The sequence below is a fragment of the Mesorhizobium sp. M7A.F.Ca.US.006.01.1.1 genome (assembly GCF_003997935.1).
GTDB lineage: Bacteria > Pseudomonadota > Alphaproteobacteria > Rhizobiales > Rhizobiaceae > Mesorhizobium.
In genome coordinates, this window is record NZ_RZQL01000061.1 from 14094 (window position 1) to 29932 (window position 15839).

At 60.4% G+C, this 15839-nt stretch carries 12 protein-coding genes; 1 reads left to right on the top strand and 11 read right to left on the bottom strand.

Annotated elements, in window-relative coordinates; translation table 11 throughout:
• Window positions 1–352 precede the first annotated feature (352 nt).
• Window positions 353–3742: a DEAD/DEAH box helicase gene (locus tag EN943_RS13155; RefSeq protein ID WP_127412922.1), complete on the top strand. Its 3390-nt coding sequence runs from the start codon at window positions 353–355 to the stop codon at window positions 3740–3742.
• A 76-nt stretch (window positions 3743–3818) separates the two neighbouring features.
• On the opposite strand, the gene cyoD is transcribed toward EN943_RS13155, so the two are convergent.
• The 11 genes from cyoD to EN943_RS13210 all read right to left on the bottom strand — a co-directional run.
• A complete protein-coding gene (gene cyoD, locus EN943_RS13160; RefSeq protein ID WP_013525252.1) occupies window positions 3819–4229 on the bottom strand; it encodes a cytochrome o ubiquinol oxidase subunit IV in 411 nt (136 codons plus the stop codon).
• Window positions 4226–4912: a cytochrome (ubi)quinol oxidase subunit III gene (locus EN943_RS13165; RefSeq protein ID WP_082826763.1), complete on the bottom strand. Its 687-nt coding sequence runs from the start codon at window positions 4910–4912 to the stop codon at window positions 4226–4228. The genes cyoD and EN943_RS13165 overlap by 4 nt, the downstream gene beginning before the upstream one ends.
• Window positions 4909–6912 carry a cytochrome o ubiquinol oxidase subunit I gene (gene cyoB, locus EN943_RS13170; RefSeq protein ID WP_164778184.1) on the bottom strand — a complete coding sequence of 668 codons (2004 nt, stop codon included), beginning with the start codon at window positions 6910–6912 and terminating at the stop codon, window positions 4909–4911. The genes EN943_RS13165 and cyoB overlap by 4 nt, the downstream gene beginning before the upstream one ends.
• A 2-nt stretch (window positions 6913–6914) precedes the next feature.
• Entirely contained in the window at window positions 6915–7937 is a 1023-nt protein-coding gene (cyoA, locus tag EN943_RS13175) for a ubiquinol oxidase subunit II (RefSeq protein ID WP_064994882.1), read from the bottom strand.
• 357 nt (window positions 7938–8294) lie between these two features.
• Window positions 8295–9164 carry an MBL fold metallo-hydrolase gene (locus EN943_RS13180; protein ID WP_027162022.1) on the bottom strand — a complete coding sequence of 290 codons (870 nt, stop codon included), beginning with the start codon at window positions 9162–9164 and terminating at the stop codon, window positions 8295–8297.
• Window positions 9165–9708: 544 nt separating this feature from the next.
• On the bottom strand, window positions 9709–11340 hold the full coding sequence (locus tag EN943_RS13185) for an ABC transporter ATP-binding protein (RefSeq protein ID WP_127412924.1): 1632 nt from the start codon (window positions 11338–11340) through the stop codon (window positions 9709–9711).
• A complete protein-coding gene (locus EN943_RS13190; protein WP_318014155.1) occupies window positions 11330–12103 on the bottom strand; it encodes an ABC transporter permease in 774 nt (257 codons plus the stop codon). The genes EN943_RS13185 and EN943_RS13190 overlap by 11 nt, the downstream gene beginning before the upstream one ends.
• Window positions 12104–12210: 107 nt before the next feature.
• Complete coding sequence (locus EN943_RS13195; protein WP_063173936.1) at window positions 12211–13257, bottom strand: ABC transporter permease; 1047 nt, start codon at window positions 13255–13257, stop codon at window positions 12211–12213.
• A 136-nt stretch (window positions 13258–13393) separates the two neighbouring features.
• The gene (locus EN943_RS13200) at window positions 13394–14953 is read right to left on the bottom strand and encodes an ABC transporter substrate-binding protein (protein WP_127412925.1); all 1560 of its coding nucleotides are present in this window, start codon (window positions 14951–14953) and stop codon (window positions 13394–13396) included.
• A 120-nt stretch (window positions 14954–15073) separates the two neighbouring features.
• Window positions 15074–15427: a Rieske (2Fe-2S) protein gene (locus EN943_RS13205; RefSeq protein WP_023809364.1), complete on the bottom strand. Its 354-nt coding sequence runs from the start codon at window positions 15425–15427 to the stop codon at window positions 15074–15076.
• An 11-nt stretch (window positions 15428–15438) separates the two neighbouring features.
• Window positions 15439–15839, bottom strand: a 401-nt coding sequence (locus tag EN943_RS13210; RefSeq protein ID WP_164778183.1) for an amidohydrolase family protein, incomplete at its 5' end; no start/stop codon positions are given.

Genomic DNA, 15839 nt, shown 5'->3' on the forward strand with positions numbered 1-15839 from the left:
CCCATCAGAGCTGGCCGTACTGAGCCGCGTTTTGGCGCGCAGCAACCCCAAAAAACGAGACCGAAACCAAGAGAGAACGGAGTGCATCGCGCATCCTGGCTTACTACCAAGCTGGGATAACGGACGAGGACGAACTCGAACAGCTTTCTCGACAATCCCTCGCGTGGTTATCGACATTTCGGCAATTCAGCATGTGCACATACTAACTCCGGCGGACGGGCCACCGCGCGGCATGGCCCGACGCACAGAGCGTTCTGCCGGCGTCGAGCGTGATTCACAGCCGCCAGTTCTTAGGGCAGCTAGGAAGCAATGCATCAACGCCGCACCGGCTGCCCCGTCCTGGAACACTTTAATGCGCGCCGCCAGGAACGGGGTCGCTGTGCTGACGTTCTTCTGGGGACAAGGTGAGATTTCAGTGAACAGGCATATTTCGCGGACGGATGTCGAACAAATCGATCACACGGATGACAGCGGGTTTACGATAGAGCACGGCGTCCCGCCATCTTCAGCTATCGCGGCAGCGCTGGCCGGTGGGCTGGAGGCCAGCCGGCACAAGCACATTATCCATATAACTGCCTCGGAACGCAGCGCCGACGAGATCGTCGGGGCTTTGCGTCAGTTCCTGCCGCACGCGGAGATCATCTTGCTGCCGTCCTGGGATTGCCTGCCTTACGACAGGGTGTGGCCCACACGCGCCAATATGGGGCGGAGGCTTCGTGCGTTGTGTCACATGGCAACGAAGCCCGATCGTGCGCGCATCGCTGTAATGTCGATCGAAGCCAGTCTGCAGCGGGTGCCGCCCGCCCAGGTCATTGCTGGCGGTTTCGCAATTCTGGAGGTGGGACAAAAGTTCGACCGGGATGATTTCAGAACAAGGTCCGAAGCTTTTGGCTATGTCGTCGACGAGAGGGTCGACGAACCGGGTGAAATAGCTTTTCGGGGCGATCTCATGGACATCTTCCCCGCTGGCGCGGAGGACCCCGTTCGCGTCGTCCTTGGCCCAGACAGCTGCATTCGAGAGCTCAAGACCTACGATCCGATCAGTCAACTCAGCGACCAGGTTCGAGACTCGATTGCTGTCGGACCGGCATCCGAGCTGATGTTTAAAGCTGGTGATCATCCTGAGCTGACAGCGATGCGCGCGACGTCGATGGAAGAGCGCCTGGTCGCATTATATGGCGCGATGCCATCTGTCTTCGACACTGCGTCGAGCGCCTCGATCTCCTTCCTTGAAGGTATCGACGGGCATCCGCTCGACAAAATTCTGGACCTGATCGAGGATGCACGCCGTGCCAGGCAGGAGGCTGCCGGGCGCGAGAAACCTTTGCCGGAACAATTTTACCTGTCGCGTGAAGAGTGGGATGCTTCCGTGCGCAACCGCTCCACGAGACTTGCCGTTTCTGCCGAGCGAGTTCCCAAATTCTTTCGCCTGGCCCGGCCCGGGTACGAATTCGCTGAATTCGTGACAAGGCAAACAAGCGCCGGGGCCAGGGTGGTGTTGACCGGCGATGCCTCTGAACTGCAGCGAGCAGATCGCCTGCTCAATAGAAAGCTAGGCCGGCGGGCTGAGGAAGCGGTCGACTCACCGCAAATACTTTCGGCCGCGAGAGGCTCTCTTCTCAAGGCTGGCTTCGTCCTCGATGAAGGGTTTGTCGACGCGCAATCCGGTATCGCGATGGTCGCCGCAGCCGACCTGTTTGGCCCTGCGCTGAAGGCGGATGCCGGCATGGCCGCAAGCATACTCGAACCCGAGTTGCGCATCGGCGACGTCGTCGTCCATGAAGACCATGGCCTGGGCGTGCTCGCGGCGGTCGAACAGGTCGACTTGGCTGGTCAGCACCAGGATGTTGTCAGGCTGGAATATCATGGCGGGGCTTCCTTGCTGGTTCCGGTCGACGACTTTGGGAAAATATGGCGCTACGGCTCGGAACCGGAGGCCGTGTCGCTCGATCGCCTCAACGGCGAGAGCTGGCCCAAGCGACGCGAGGCTGCGTTGCGCGAGATCGACAGGCTGGCCAAGCGCCTGGTGGGCCTTGCCGAGATGAGGTCCAGCCAGCCCGCCGAGATCATCAAGCCCTCCCACGCGGACTTGGCCCGTTTTGCGGCGAAATTTCCCTATACCGAGACTCCTGACCAGGCCGCCGCCATCCGCGCTGTGCTCGACGACCTTTCCTCGGGGAGAACAATGAACCGGCTCGTCTGCGGTGATGTTGGCTTCGGCAAGACAGAGGTGGCTTTGCGTGCTTGCGCCGCCGCCGCCCTCTGCGGGAAACAGGTTGCGGTCATAGCGCCGACAACCGTGTTGGCACGACAGCACTATGAGACGTTCAGCCGCCGTTTCGCAGGAACGGGCCTGCAGGTCGCCCACCTGTCAAGGATGGTCGGGGCAGCAAAGGCAAAAGCGGCAAAGGAGGGCCTGCGGAGCGGCCAGGTTACGATCGTCGTGGGTACTCAGGCCTTGTCGTCCAGGAGCGTCACTTTCGCCAATCTTGGACTGCTGGTGATTGACGAGGAGCACCGGTTCGGCGTCAAGTTGAAGCTGGCCCTGCGGAACATGGCGCCCTGCCTTCACACGCTGAGCATGAGCGCCACGCCGATACCGCGGACGCTGCAATCGGCGCTGTCGGGCATCCAGGATGTCAGCGTTCTAAACTCTCCGCCCGCCAAAAGACGTCCCGTCCGCACGATCCTGGCAGCGTTCGATCCAGCATCGGTGCGCGCGGCCCTCTTGCGTGAATTTCACAGGGGTGGACAGAGTTTCTTCGTGGTTCCTCGCATCGAGGACATTGGCCCGGTCTCTGACCAGCTGAACAGGCTGGTGCCGGAACTCGGCATCATGACGGCGCACGGTGAAATGAAAGGGAGGCAGCTGGACGAAGTCATGGTCGGATTCGCTGACGGTGATGGCGACATTTTGTTGAGCACCGACATCATCGAGAGTGGGCTCGATGTGCCTCGAGCCAACACCATCATTGTCTGGCGCCCGGACCGGTTCGGTCTGGCGCAGTTGCACCAGCTACGGGGTCGGGTCGGTAGAGGAGCGATGCAAGCGGCTGCGTTTCTTCTGACGGAACCTGGCGTTGAGCTGGCCGACGGCACCAGGGCCCGGCTTTCGACAATGCTTGCGCTCGATCGGCTTGGCTCCGGCCTGGCAATCAGTCAAAGGGACCTCGACCTGCGCGGCGCCGGCGATCTGTTCGGCGAAGATCAGGCTGGGCATATGAAACTGATCGGAGTGGGCCTCTACGAGCACTTGCTGGAGCGGGCGGTCTCGGCGGCTGGAGAAGGGGCCGACCCCAACAGGCAACTTGCCAACATCAACGTGCCTGCAAAAGGGGCTTTTCCCGAAAGCTATGTAAACGAGCCTACTGTCCGTGTTGGCCTCTATGCGCGGCTCTCTCGTATTCGTTCTGACTTGGACCTTGATGCATTCAGCGAGGAGCTCGAGGACCGCTTTGGTGACATGCCTGGCGAAGTGACCGTTCTGCTGGAACTTACCAGGTTGCGGATAGCAGCGTCGGAACTGGGTGTCGGCAAAGTTGATGTTGGGCCCGAAGCCGTCGCGATCACCTTGCGCAACAAGCCTCTGGCGTCACGATGGCGGGACAGGAAGGTGTTGGGCCTGGAGTACCGAAACGGCCGCGTGATTTTCAGGCGGATCGAGCCCCGCGTCTCAGGCATCGATGCCGTTCGCTTGGCGCTAGATGCCATACGTGCAGTTCAGCCAAAGCACGAGGTCTGACGAGCCTTTTATCTCCACCCCGGCGGTACAATGTACCAGCTTCATATCACCTCAGCCAAGACTAGCAGGGCGAGGTTTAAGGCATCGTTCCGGCTTGATGGGCCGTCATGGCGGCCATGTTCTCGTTCAGGTGGGCCATGATCCAAACCGAGCCCAGGACCACCAGCGCAACGATCAGCACGCCGAAGGCCAAGGCCAGGATGTTGTTGGTGTTGTCCGGCCCGGTGGTCAGGTGCAGAAAAAAGACTAGATGCACACCCATCTGCGCAACAGCGAGCACCACCAGGGCCGAAATCACCGCCGGCTGGTAAATCAGATCGGTTTGAGCCGCCAGGAATGACGCGATCGTGAGCAGGATGGCCAGGCCGTAGCCGATCACATAGCCCAACAGCCCTCCAGCCACTTCGTGCTCGGTTATACGTTCCTCGCCCGGTGCGGAATCGCGGCGGTCCTGCATCTCGCCGGGCCTGCTCTCGGTGTCGGTCATGGCGATGCTCCCAACAGATAGACCAGGGTGAAGATGGCGACCCAGATGATGTCGAGTGCGTGCCAGAAAAGCCCGAAGCAGTGGAGCCGCCGCAAAATATCCGACCGAAAACCCTTGACCCATAGCTGCGCCATCATTGTGCCCAGCCAGAGCAGCCCCAGCCCGACATGGGTGCCGTGGCAGCCAACGAGCGCAAAGAAGGCTGATAGAAATGCGCTGCGCGAAGGCCCCGCCTGCTCGCCAATCATCGCCGCGAATTCCTGTACCTCCAGAAACAGGAAGGCTGCCCCGAGCAATCCGGTGACGAGCAGCCAGGCCTGCGTGGCAGCCATCGATCTGCGATGGGTCGCGAGTGTCGCCAGGCCACCGGTGAAGCTCGACGTGAGCAGAAGGCCCGTCTGCACCGCAACGCGGGTGGGCTCGAACAAATCCTTGCCGGTCGGTCCGCCGGCGGTCGCCTTGGCAAGCACGGCATACGCCGCGAAGAAGGCCGAGAATATGATGATGTCGGACAGCAGAAAGATCCAGAAGCCATATGCCACGGTGACGAATTTCGAGGCCGGGCCGCCTTCACCGTGGCCGGTCGCGGAGCGCACGCCGTGTCGGCCGCCCTGACCAAGCCGATAGGGGTCTCGGGCCTGGGTGCCCGCGCCGAAGTCGCCGGGTAGCGCGTGATCGCTCATGCCGGCCGCTCCCAGCGCCGCAGCCGGGCTGACTGTGCGGCCTTGTGGTCATCGTCGATGCGCGCGACCTCTTCGGCGGGAATCTCATAATCCCCATGATCGCGCCAGGCGAAGACGACGAAGGTCGCGTAGGCGCCGATGAAGCCGACGATCGCCAGCCACCATATGTGCCAGATCAGCGCGAACCCGATCAGCGTGCTGAAGAAGGCGGTGACGAAGCCTGTCGGGCTGTTGCGCGGCATCTCGATAGGCTCGTATCCTTCCTCCGCACCGGGCCTCTTCTCCTCCCTTGCCCGTTGCTTGATGCGCCAGTAGGGCTCTTCATCCTCGACGTAAGGCAGCCGCGCGTAGTTGAAAACGGGGGGAGGGGAAGACGTCGACCATTCCAGTGAACGCCCGTCCCATGGGTCGCCTGTCTCATCGCGAAGCTTGTCGCGATGTCGGATCGAAACGGCGAGTTGCATGATCTGCAGTGCGGCGCCGGCGATCATCACCAGCACGCCGAACACGGCCACCACCAGCCATGGCGCCCAAAGATCCATGTCGATATGCTGCAGGCGCCGCGTCATGCCGAGCAGACCGACGATATAGAGCGGCACGAAGACCAGAATGTAGCCGGCCAAGGTGACCCAGAATGCGGCCTTGCCCCAGCCTTCGTGCAAGCGGAATCCGAACGCCTTGGGAAACCAGTAGGTGAAGCCGGCGAACGCGCCGAACAGCACGCCCGAAATGATGACGTTGTGGAAATGCGCGACGAGGAAAAGGGAGTTGTGCAGCACGAAGTCGGCCGGTGGAACGGCAAGCAGAACGCCGGTCATGCCGCCGACGGTGAAGGTGGTCACGAAGCCCAGCGCCCAAAGCATCGGCGTGTCGAAGCGGATGCGCCCGCCATACATGGTGAAGAGCCAGTTGTAGATCTTCACCCCGGTGCCGACGGCGATGACCGACGTGGCGATGCCGAAGGCGGCGTTGACGTCTGCTCCGGCGCCCATGGTGAAGAAATGATGCAGCCAGACCATGAACGAGACGATGCAGATGAACATCGTGGCCGCGACCATCGAACGGTATCCGAACAGCGGCTTTGACGAGAATGTCGAGAAGACCTCGGAGAAGATGCCGAAGGCGGGAAGCACCAGAATGTAGACCTCGGGATGGCCCCAGGCCCAGATCAGGTTGACGAACATCATCTGATTTCCGCCGGCTTCGTTGGTGAAGAAATGGAAGCCGAGATAGCGGTCCAGCGTCAGCATCGCCAGCGTGGCGGTGAGGATCGGGAAGGCTGCGACGATGAGCAGGTTGGACGCGAGCGAGGTCCAGCAGAACATCGGCATTCGCAGGTAGCCCATACCAGGCGCACGCATCTTGAGGATGGTCGTCACCAGGTTGACGCCGGTAAGCAGCGTGCCGACGCCGGAGATCTGGATCGACCACAGATAGTAATCGACACCGACGCCCGGCGAGTAGGTGGTCTCCGACAAGGGGGCATAGGGCAGCCAGCCGGTGCGCGCGAACTCACCGATGACAAGCGAGATGTTGACCAGCAGGGCTCCGGAAGCCGTCAGCCAGAAGCTGACGGAATTGAGTGTCGGAAAGGCTACATCGCGTATGCCAAGCTGCAGCGGTACGGCGAAATTCATCAGGCCGATCATGAAAGGCATCGCCGCGAAGAAGATCATAATCGTGCCGTGCGCGGAGAAGATCTGGTCGTAATGCTCCGGCGGCAGGTAGCCCGGCCCGTGGATCGCCAGCACCTGTTGCGTGCGCATCATGATGGCATCGATGAAGCCACGCAGAAGCATGAGCATCGCCAGCACAATGTACATCACGCCGATGCGCTTGTGGTCGACCGAGCTTATCCACTCGTTCCACAGATAGGGCCAGTAGCCCTTCACCGTTATCCATCCAAGCACGGCGACCGCTGCCAGAAAGACGCCGAGAGCCGCGACGAGCGGGATGGGTTGATCGAAGGGAATGGCCGACGAGTCGAGCTTGCCCAGCATCGTCATTCCGCCCCTTCTGCCTGTGGATGATGCCCCGTCGGCGGCGCCGCCGCGGGCAATGCCTTTGGGCTCACCTGTGGCTCGCCGCCGGCGGCACTTTCGGCCGGCCCCGGACCCGGGGGCAATATCTGCTGAGCGACGGCATCGAACAGCCCGGGCTGAACATGGCCGAACGTGGACGGCGGCACGTTGGTGCTTTGCCGGGCGAGCTCGCGATAGGCATTCGCGTTGAGCACGCCACCGCCGCCACGCAGCGACGACGTCCAGCGGGTGAAGGCATCGGCTGAAACCGCGCTCACGCTGAAGTTCATGTCCGAGAAGCCGTCGCCGCTGAAGTGCGCCGACTGGCCGAAAAAGCTGCCCTCGCGGTCGGCCTGCAGATGCAACTCGGTCTGCATGCCGTTCATGACGTAGACCATGCTGCCAAGCTGGGGCACGAAGAACGTGTTCATCACGCTGGCCGAGGTCAGCTTGAAATGAACTGGAACGCCGGCGGGGATGACCAATTGATTGACAGCGCCCACGCCCTGCTCGGGATAGAGGAACAGCCATTTCCAGTCGAGCGCCACCACCTGGATGTCGAGCGGCGGCTGCGCGGAAGGGATCGGTTTGCGCGGATCGAGCTGGTACGATCCGTAATAGATCAGCCCGCCAAGGAAAAGGATGGTGAGCGTGGGGATCGACCAGACGATCAACTCGATGCGCCCCGAATAGGTGAACTCCGGGTCATAGCGCGCGTCGCTGTTCGAGGCGCGGAATTTCCATGCGAAGGCCAAGAGCGCAACAAGCGTCGGAACAACGATCACCAGCATCACCGCCAGTGAGTTCAAGAGGATCGTGCGGTTGCCCGAGCCAATGGGTCCTTGCGGGTCGAGCACACCCCCCGCGCAACCGGGCAAGAATGCGATTGCCGGGATCCAGAGCAGTTGCCGCCCCGGCTTGGGGCTGGATGGCAACAACACTTGCTCGGCCACCAATCCTGGAGAGGACGCGTTCTTGGGGCACGCGCTCTTGGCACTTCTCATCTGAAGCCTTCCTCTGAACCAACTTCAAGGCGCGTGGCCGGGGTGCCGCCCTCCGCCGGACGAAGGACCTAACTGGCGCTTCCTAGGTTTGTTCCTCCTCGCTGGCTCGTGCACAGACTCCATTCGGCGGCACGGCGATGGAGCACAGCTAAGTCGATCACCCCATCAAGCTGGTGGAGCCGGGACGGGGCTGGCCGCAAGTCGCCCAAGCGTGCGACGCCTAACTGGCACCTCCCGGGATTGTTCCGCTTGTCAGTGTTTGGGCGACATGGGCGCGACCCGAGGGGGAACTCTACCTGCTCGAGAGATGGAGTTGTCCAACGTGACCATATTCACAACGACGGCGGCTCGGTTACCTCAGCTATTTGCAGCCATCGCTGGCTCGCGTACGAATTTTGATTTCGGCGGGACGGCGAACACCGTGAAGCGCTCAGCCAGACTGTCAAGAGCTTTACGCATGCCCACTCCAGCGGCAGCCGCACCGTGTCCAGTGATGACCATCTGAGGGTTCAGGGCAGCCAGACGCTTCACAGATCTTTCCGCCGCATCCCAGTCCGGCGTGAAGTAGCGCGGCGGACCGTGCATCTCGAGATCCTGGACGGCGACCTCATAGACCGACTCCTGACCGGTGGTGATGAAAGCGTCCCCTACGATCAGCGAGCGGTCTTCCTCGCGCCAGAGCGAAATGTGACCAGGGGCGTGCCCGGGTGTGTGCAGCCATTGCCATCCGGGCATTCCGGGGACCGATCCGTCGGCGGGCAAGAGTTCCAATCGGTTGCCAAGATCGATCGGCCCGCGTGGAAAGAGCGGCGAAAGCAGCGCCATCAGTCCGCCCCCGACCCAGGGATCCGGTGCCGGATAACATTCAGTTCCGTCCAAATAGGGCCGCTCGAGTCGATGCGCGAAGACGGGCACCTCCCACCTATTCGCGAGGTCCAGAACCGTTCCCACATGGTCAAAATGGCCGTGTGTCAGGATAACCGCGGCAGGCCGTGCGTTGGTGCCAAACCGCTTTTCCGCGACCGCAAGAATACTGCTTCTCGACGTCGGCAACCCCGTATCTATTAGCACCCAGTTCCGATCTCCGCTGCGCGGTGCGCCGAAGAACACGACATTGACGATTGCCAGCCGCAAATAACCCAGGTCCGGTGCGATGCTCCAGGCACCGTCGCCATGATCTTCGCGCCTGGCGTGGTCGATCTCGGAAAGTCGAATCTGAACGGTCATGATCCCGTGCCTCGGTTGTTGCTGCGCAGCCGCTCGAGTTCATCGGCGGCGGTGGTACATGCCCCGAACTTGGGCACGGCCCCCTTGTTCCTTCCTTGATCCTCGTTCGCCACCCGGATTGCAGACAGCGCGACTAACCCGACGTTATTTATTAACATTTATTAACTGGTTACGAGGCGGTTCGCCCAAATTGAGTCAAGAAGCTAGGCCACCCATTCGCTGGCTGCATTTATCTTACACCCCTTGGCAGCTTTGCTGCCCAATCTTGGTCATTGAGAGATTAGCAGCCGCTTCCAAAAAGCATACATCACAGGGACTGCGTCGTAGCTCTGATGTGCCTCAGAGCGCTTCTTTTAAGCAAACAGAAGCTGCTGTTCGTGAGCTAATACCGAGATCTCCTGGGTCGCCAGCTTTCTTAGCGGCGAAACGGTAAAATGGTTAGCTCCGTTTGTCGGGCTGGCCAGCCCGATTGAAGCGGAGCACGATCATGCCCTTCAAAGCACGTGGAAGGATGCCAGGGGCCTAGGTGGACGGGGTCCCCCTGTCAGACTTTCCGGCTGGCCAGCAGCCTTGTAAGCCAGTCCGGATCCATTTCCGGTACGGACGACAAAAGCCGTTCGGTGTAAGCGGCATGGGGAGGTGTGAGAACTTGGCTCTTCAGTCCCTGTTCAACGACTTTGCCCTGGTGCATGACAACGATTTGGTCGGCTATCGCCCTTACGGTAGCAATGTCGTGGGTAATGAAGATGTAGCTCATTTCGAGTTCACGCTGCAGGCGCATGAGAAGCTTGAGGATTTCCTCTTGGACGATCTGGTCGAGCGCGGACGTGATCTCGTCACAGATGATAAGCTCTGGATCGGCTGCCAACGCCCGGGCAATGCAGACGCGTTGCTTTTGGCCGCCCGATAGCTCGCCAGGCAGGCGTTCCAGAAAATCCTCGCTCATCTCGACCATGTGCATAAGTTCGCAGATCCGGCGATCCTTCTGCGCGCCCTTTAGGCCGAGGTAGAATTCGAGCGGCCGAGCTATGATTTCTTCGACCGTCTGGCGCGGATTCAGGGCGTTGTCGGGCATTTGGTAAATCATCTGCATGCGGCGCAGGACCTCCTTCGGCCGCGTCTTCAGGCTCGTGGAAAGGGGCTGCCCGGCAAAAGAAATCAAACCTGAAATTGGCGGCAAGAGACCGGTGACGACTCGCGCGAGCGTCGATTTGCCCGAACCGGATTCGCCGACCACAGCCACGGTTCTTCCGCGCGGAACCTTGATGGAGACATCCTGGAGCACCTTGACCTTTCCTGCATAGGCCGCGGTAACGTTGTCTATCGTCAGCAGATAGTCATCGGCTGGAACTTCGGGCTTGTCGAGCTTGCGTACGGCCCAGAGCGTTTTGGTATATTCTTGGCTGGGCGAGGCCAGCATCTGGCGTGTATCAGCCTCCTCCAGGGTGCGTCCGTGGCGCAGAACCATGATACGATCCGCCATTTGCGCCACCACCGCCAGGTCATGCGTCACGTAGATTGCAGCGGTGCTGAATTCCTCCACGATGTTGCGAATGGAAGCTAGAACTTCAACCTGCGTGGTCACGTCGAGCGCGGTTGTTGGCTCGTCGAATATTATGAGGTCCGGACGACAAGCCATTGCCATCGCTGTCACTGCCCGTTGCAACTGCCCGCCGGAGACCTGATGAGGATAGCGAAAGCCTATGGTCTCCGGTTCTGGGAGTTGAAGGCGTCGATAAAGATCGACGGCGCTCCGGTTCGCCTCTTCCCGGCCGGCAATTCCATGCGCCACCGCTGTTTCGACGGTTTGTTCCAAGAGCCGATGTGCCGGATTGAAAGAGGCAGCCGCGCTTTGTGCGACATAGGCAATGCGGGAGCCCCTGAGGCGACGGCGCCCTTTTTCATTGACTGCCAGAAGATCAATCCCGTCGAACAGGACCGAGCCTTGCATGATCCGGCAGCCCGGCTTGGCATAACCCATTGCGGCAAGGCCAATGGTGGACTTGCCGGCGCCTGATTCGCCGATCAGGCCAAGAACCTCGCCCCGCTTCAGCGTCAGATCGATCCCGCGGACAATCGGATGCCAGCGCTCGTCCGAGAACCCCTCCACATGCAGATTGCGGATTTGAAGTAGATCCTTGCCTTTTTCGCGTGAGCCTGGACCGCTACTTTTCATCACGCAACCCGCTTGTTGCGTGCAGGAACCAGTCCACAACGAAATTCACGGACACGGTAAGGAGAGCAATCGCGCCGGCCGGAAGTAGCGGGGTGACGTCGCCGTAGGTGATCAGGGTCGCGTTCTCGCGCACCATTGATCCCCAATCGGCCGTCGGCGGCTGAATACCGACGCCGAGAAACGACAGCGCCGCGACTGTCAGGAACACGAAGCAGAATCGCAAGCCGAACTCGGCGACCAGTGGCGGCATGACATTGGGAAGGATTTCCTTGGCGATGATCCATTTTGGTCCCTCGCCGCGTAATCTTGCCACCTCGACATATTCCATCACCGCCACGTTAAGCCCGACGGCGCGAGAAAGCCGAAAGACCCGGGTGGAATCGAGAAGCGCAATGATGACAATCAGGCTCGTGATCGAAGAGCCGAAGATCGTCAGCAGCACCAGCGCGAAGATCAGACTCGGGATTGACATCAGCACGTCCACCGCACGTGACAAGATCTGGTCGAGCCACCCCCTGTACAATGCGGCAAGAAGGCCGAGCGAGACGCCGACCGCGAAGGACAGCAACGTGGTCGCGACCGCTATAGCGATGGTGTTGCGCGCACCGTAGATCAAGCGGGTGAGCATGTCGCGGCCGAGCTGATCGGTTCCCAGTTTGAACTCCTGGCTCCACGGCGCGAAGGCTTCGCTGAAAACCTGCGTCTCGCCATATGGGGCTATCCAGTGCGCGAAGACCGCAACAAAGACGTAGCCGAGGATCACGACGATGCCGAACCACGCGCTGAACGGTGCCTTCTTCAGCGCAGTTTTCGCCCGGGTGGCACGCGAGCGCCTCAGCCTCTGAAGCTCCGCGACAGATTCGGATCTGGTCATCGGGGGTGCAAGAGCCTGGGATTGGTGGCGATGGAAATAATGTCGGCTAGCAGGTTGAGAAGGATATAAGTCGCGGCGAAAATCAGGGCGCAGGCCTGGACAACCGGAACATCCCTGGATTTTACCGCGTCAACCATCAGCTGGCCGATGCCGGGGTAAACGAACACGACCTCGACCACGACCACTCCGACGATGAGATACGCCAGATTGAACGCGACCACAGTGACGATCGGAGCCCAGGCATTGGGCAGGGCATGCCTCAGCACGATCACCATCGGGGACATTCCCTTGAGGCGCGCCATATCGATGTAGGGGCTTGACAGCATGTTGATGATGGCCGCTCGGGTCATGCGCATCATGTGGGCCACGATTACAAGCGTAAGGGTGATTGCCGGCAGGGCGACTTTCCAGAGATGCTCCCAAAATGGCGTCTGATCGTTCACATTCGACAATGTCGGAAATTTGGGAACCGCATTGAGCGCCCAGTTCAGCGAGACAGTGAGCCAATGAGGCAGCGTTTGAGCGAAATCGGATCCGATGAACGTGTCGCGCGAGATCACCAGGTAGGCGAGCATATAAGCGACGAAAAATTCCGGGAATGAAATGGTTGTCAGTGTCGCGACATTCACCAGCCGGTCGAACCAGCCGTTGCGGTACAGCGCAGCCAGAATGCCAAGCCCCAAGGCCAGGGGAACGGCTATCAGCGCCGTCACTGCTGCAAGGAACATCGTGTTGTAGAGGCGGGGTGCGATGATCTCGGCCACGGTACGCCGATATCCGGTGCGGCTCGCAAACGAAGAGCCGAAATCGCCATGGAGCATCTGGGCGACCCAAGCGAAGTAGCGCTCGACAGGCGGACGATCGATGCCGATCTCCCGCTGGAACGCGGCGACCGTTTCGGGCGTCGCCGACTGCCCGAGCGTGGCCTTGGCGAAGTCGCCTGGGAGCATCGCGATCGCAGAGAAGATGATGATGGACACGATAAACAAAGTGACCAGACCGAGGCCAAGGCGCTGCAGGACCGTTCTTGCGACGGGGTTCATGTGCGTGGCGTTTCCCTTTGGGCGGCAACCCTGCACTCGGAGCCAGCTGACCGGAGCCTCAAAACCATCGCGGCTCCGGCCCGCCATCTCATGCCGTGGCGATCCACCAGCGTTCGGCCATTTTCAGTCCATCGTTCTACCAGTTGGGCGCCACATCACCGTGTGCGAGCTTTTTGGATTGGGCGCTGACGAAATTGTTGAAGACCAGCACGATGCTGCCGCCGTCATCGTGGGTTAGTTGCTGCATCTCGGCATACATCGCCGCTCGTTTGGCTTCGTCCGTCTCGGCGCGTGCCTGGACAAGCAATTCGTTGAAGTGGGGATTTTTCCAGAACGTTTCGTTCCAGCTGGAGTCCGCGGCAAAGGCTTGCGTGAACATCCAGTCGGCGGTTGCCCGACCGCTCCAATAGGAAGCGCACCAGGGTTTCTTCAGCCAGACATTGTCCCAATAAGCGTCCTCGGCCTCACGCACGACATTGACGTCGATGCCGCATTGGGCTGCCGTTTCGCGAATGAGCGAAGCCGCATCCACCGCCCCCGCAAAGGCGGCATCGGCCACCGAGAGGTCCACCTTCAGGTTCTCCATTCCGGCCTTTTTCAGGTAGTGCTTGGCTTTTTCCGGATCGAAGCTGTGTTGCGGTTGCGGATCCTTGGCGAATTTGATGGCCGGCGCGATCGGGTTGTCGTTGGCCACAGTGGCGTGGCCAAGAAAGATCTTGTCGACGATTTCTTGGCGATTGATCGCCCATTTCAATGCCATTCGCACGTCCGGATTATCAAACGGCGGCATCGTGACATTCATCGGCAAGGTATAGTGCCCGTAGCCAGTGACCTCGACGATTTCCACCTTGGGATTGCGTTTCAACATGCCGAGCGTCTTGAGGTCGGCGCGGCCGATATAGTCCACCTCCCCCGTGGATAGCGCCGCCATGCGAGCGGCGAGATCTGTGATGGCGATGAACTCCACCTCGTCGAGATAGGGCTTGCCATTCTTGAAGTAGTTTGGATTGCGCTTGAGCTTGGCCGAAACGCCGGGCTGGAAATTCTCGAGGACGAAAGCACCGGTGCGAACGCCTGAAGCCCAATCCGCCTTGCCGTCCTTGGCCGGCATGATGACCAGATGGTAGTCACTCATGATGTAAGGGAAATCGGCGTTGCCGCTCTTGAGCGAGAAGACCACCGTTTCCGGGCCGTCCGCCTTGACATCGGCGACGGAGTCCAACAGCGACTTCGCCGCCGATTTGGTGTCCTTGCCCATGTGATATTGCAAGGAGGTCACGACGTCATCCGCCGTCACGGTCTTGCCGTTGTGAAAGGTTGCGCCTTTGCGCAGCTTGAAGGCCCAGGTTTTGGCTCCATCCGAAGTTTCAAAGCTCTCGGCGAGGTCCGGTTGGACATTGCCTTTGGCGTCGACCTCAGTGAGGCTGTTGGACAGCGAGCCCGAAAATGCGGTTTGTGTGAACGTGTCGGGGTAGCCGGCCGGATCGATCGAGTCCGTCGTCGCGCCATGAGCCATGCCGAGCTTGGCGAAGCCGCCCTGCATCGGTTCGGCCCGCGCCGTGCTCACGAACAGCCGGTCGGCGGCGGCAACGGTCAGGCCCGCGGCCAGCCCAAGATGAATGAAGTCGCGGCGGGAAACCTTGCCGCCTCCGATCAGGCTTTGCGCGATACCAAGCTTGTATTCAGATTCTGACATTTGACTCTCCCATTGCGGAGTTCCCCGCGTTATTTCTCGTCAAGCACCGGCTAACAAATCTGCTTATTGGCTCCGCCACCTTTCCTTCGAATTTTTCCAATCCCAATCGGCTTGCGCCAATCAGGCCGTCACGTAAATGCCGCCGGCTTCGACGGTGACTGGAAATGTGCGCGCGCGAACGGAGGGATCGACCAAGGCCGCGCCTGACTTGATGTCGAACTCCCACCCGTGCCAGGCGCATCGAACGATCTCGTTTTCGCGATGATAGATGAATTGCGCCTGTTCAACGGGCGCGGTTGTGCCGCATTGCGGCCCCTCGCAAAGCGGAGCGCCGCGGTGCGGACAGACATTCAGCAGCGCGTGGAATGAATCTCCGATACGGAAAATCCCGACCGAAAGGCTGCGGATCTTGGCGATGAACGGAGACCCTGTTTCGATCTCGTCGACGCGGCAGATATATGTCTTCTCGGGCATCGTATGCTTCCTCAGGCGGCATTCGCGGCTTGCGCGCGGGGGATGCGTTTGTAGACTTCCAGCGCGTTCAGTCCCATGATCTTGCTCTTCCATGCAGGAGGGATTTGCAGCGTGTTGGCATCGTCGTAATCCCAGTGCGGATAGTCTGATGCAAACATCAGCGTGTTTTCGCCGTCCATCGATTCGAGCGTGGACCAGAGATGTTGGATGTTTGCAGGCTGCTCCAGCGGCTGCGTGGAAAAGCGGATGTTGCGCCGGCAATATTCAGACGGCAGCATCTTCAGCCATGGCGTCTCCTTGCGCAGCGCTTTGTAGTCGGCGTCCAGGCGCCAAAGGACCGATGGAACCCAGGCGACGCCGCACTCGATGATCACGAAGTAGAGGTCCGGCCATTTCTCGAAGACGCCATGGG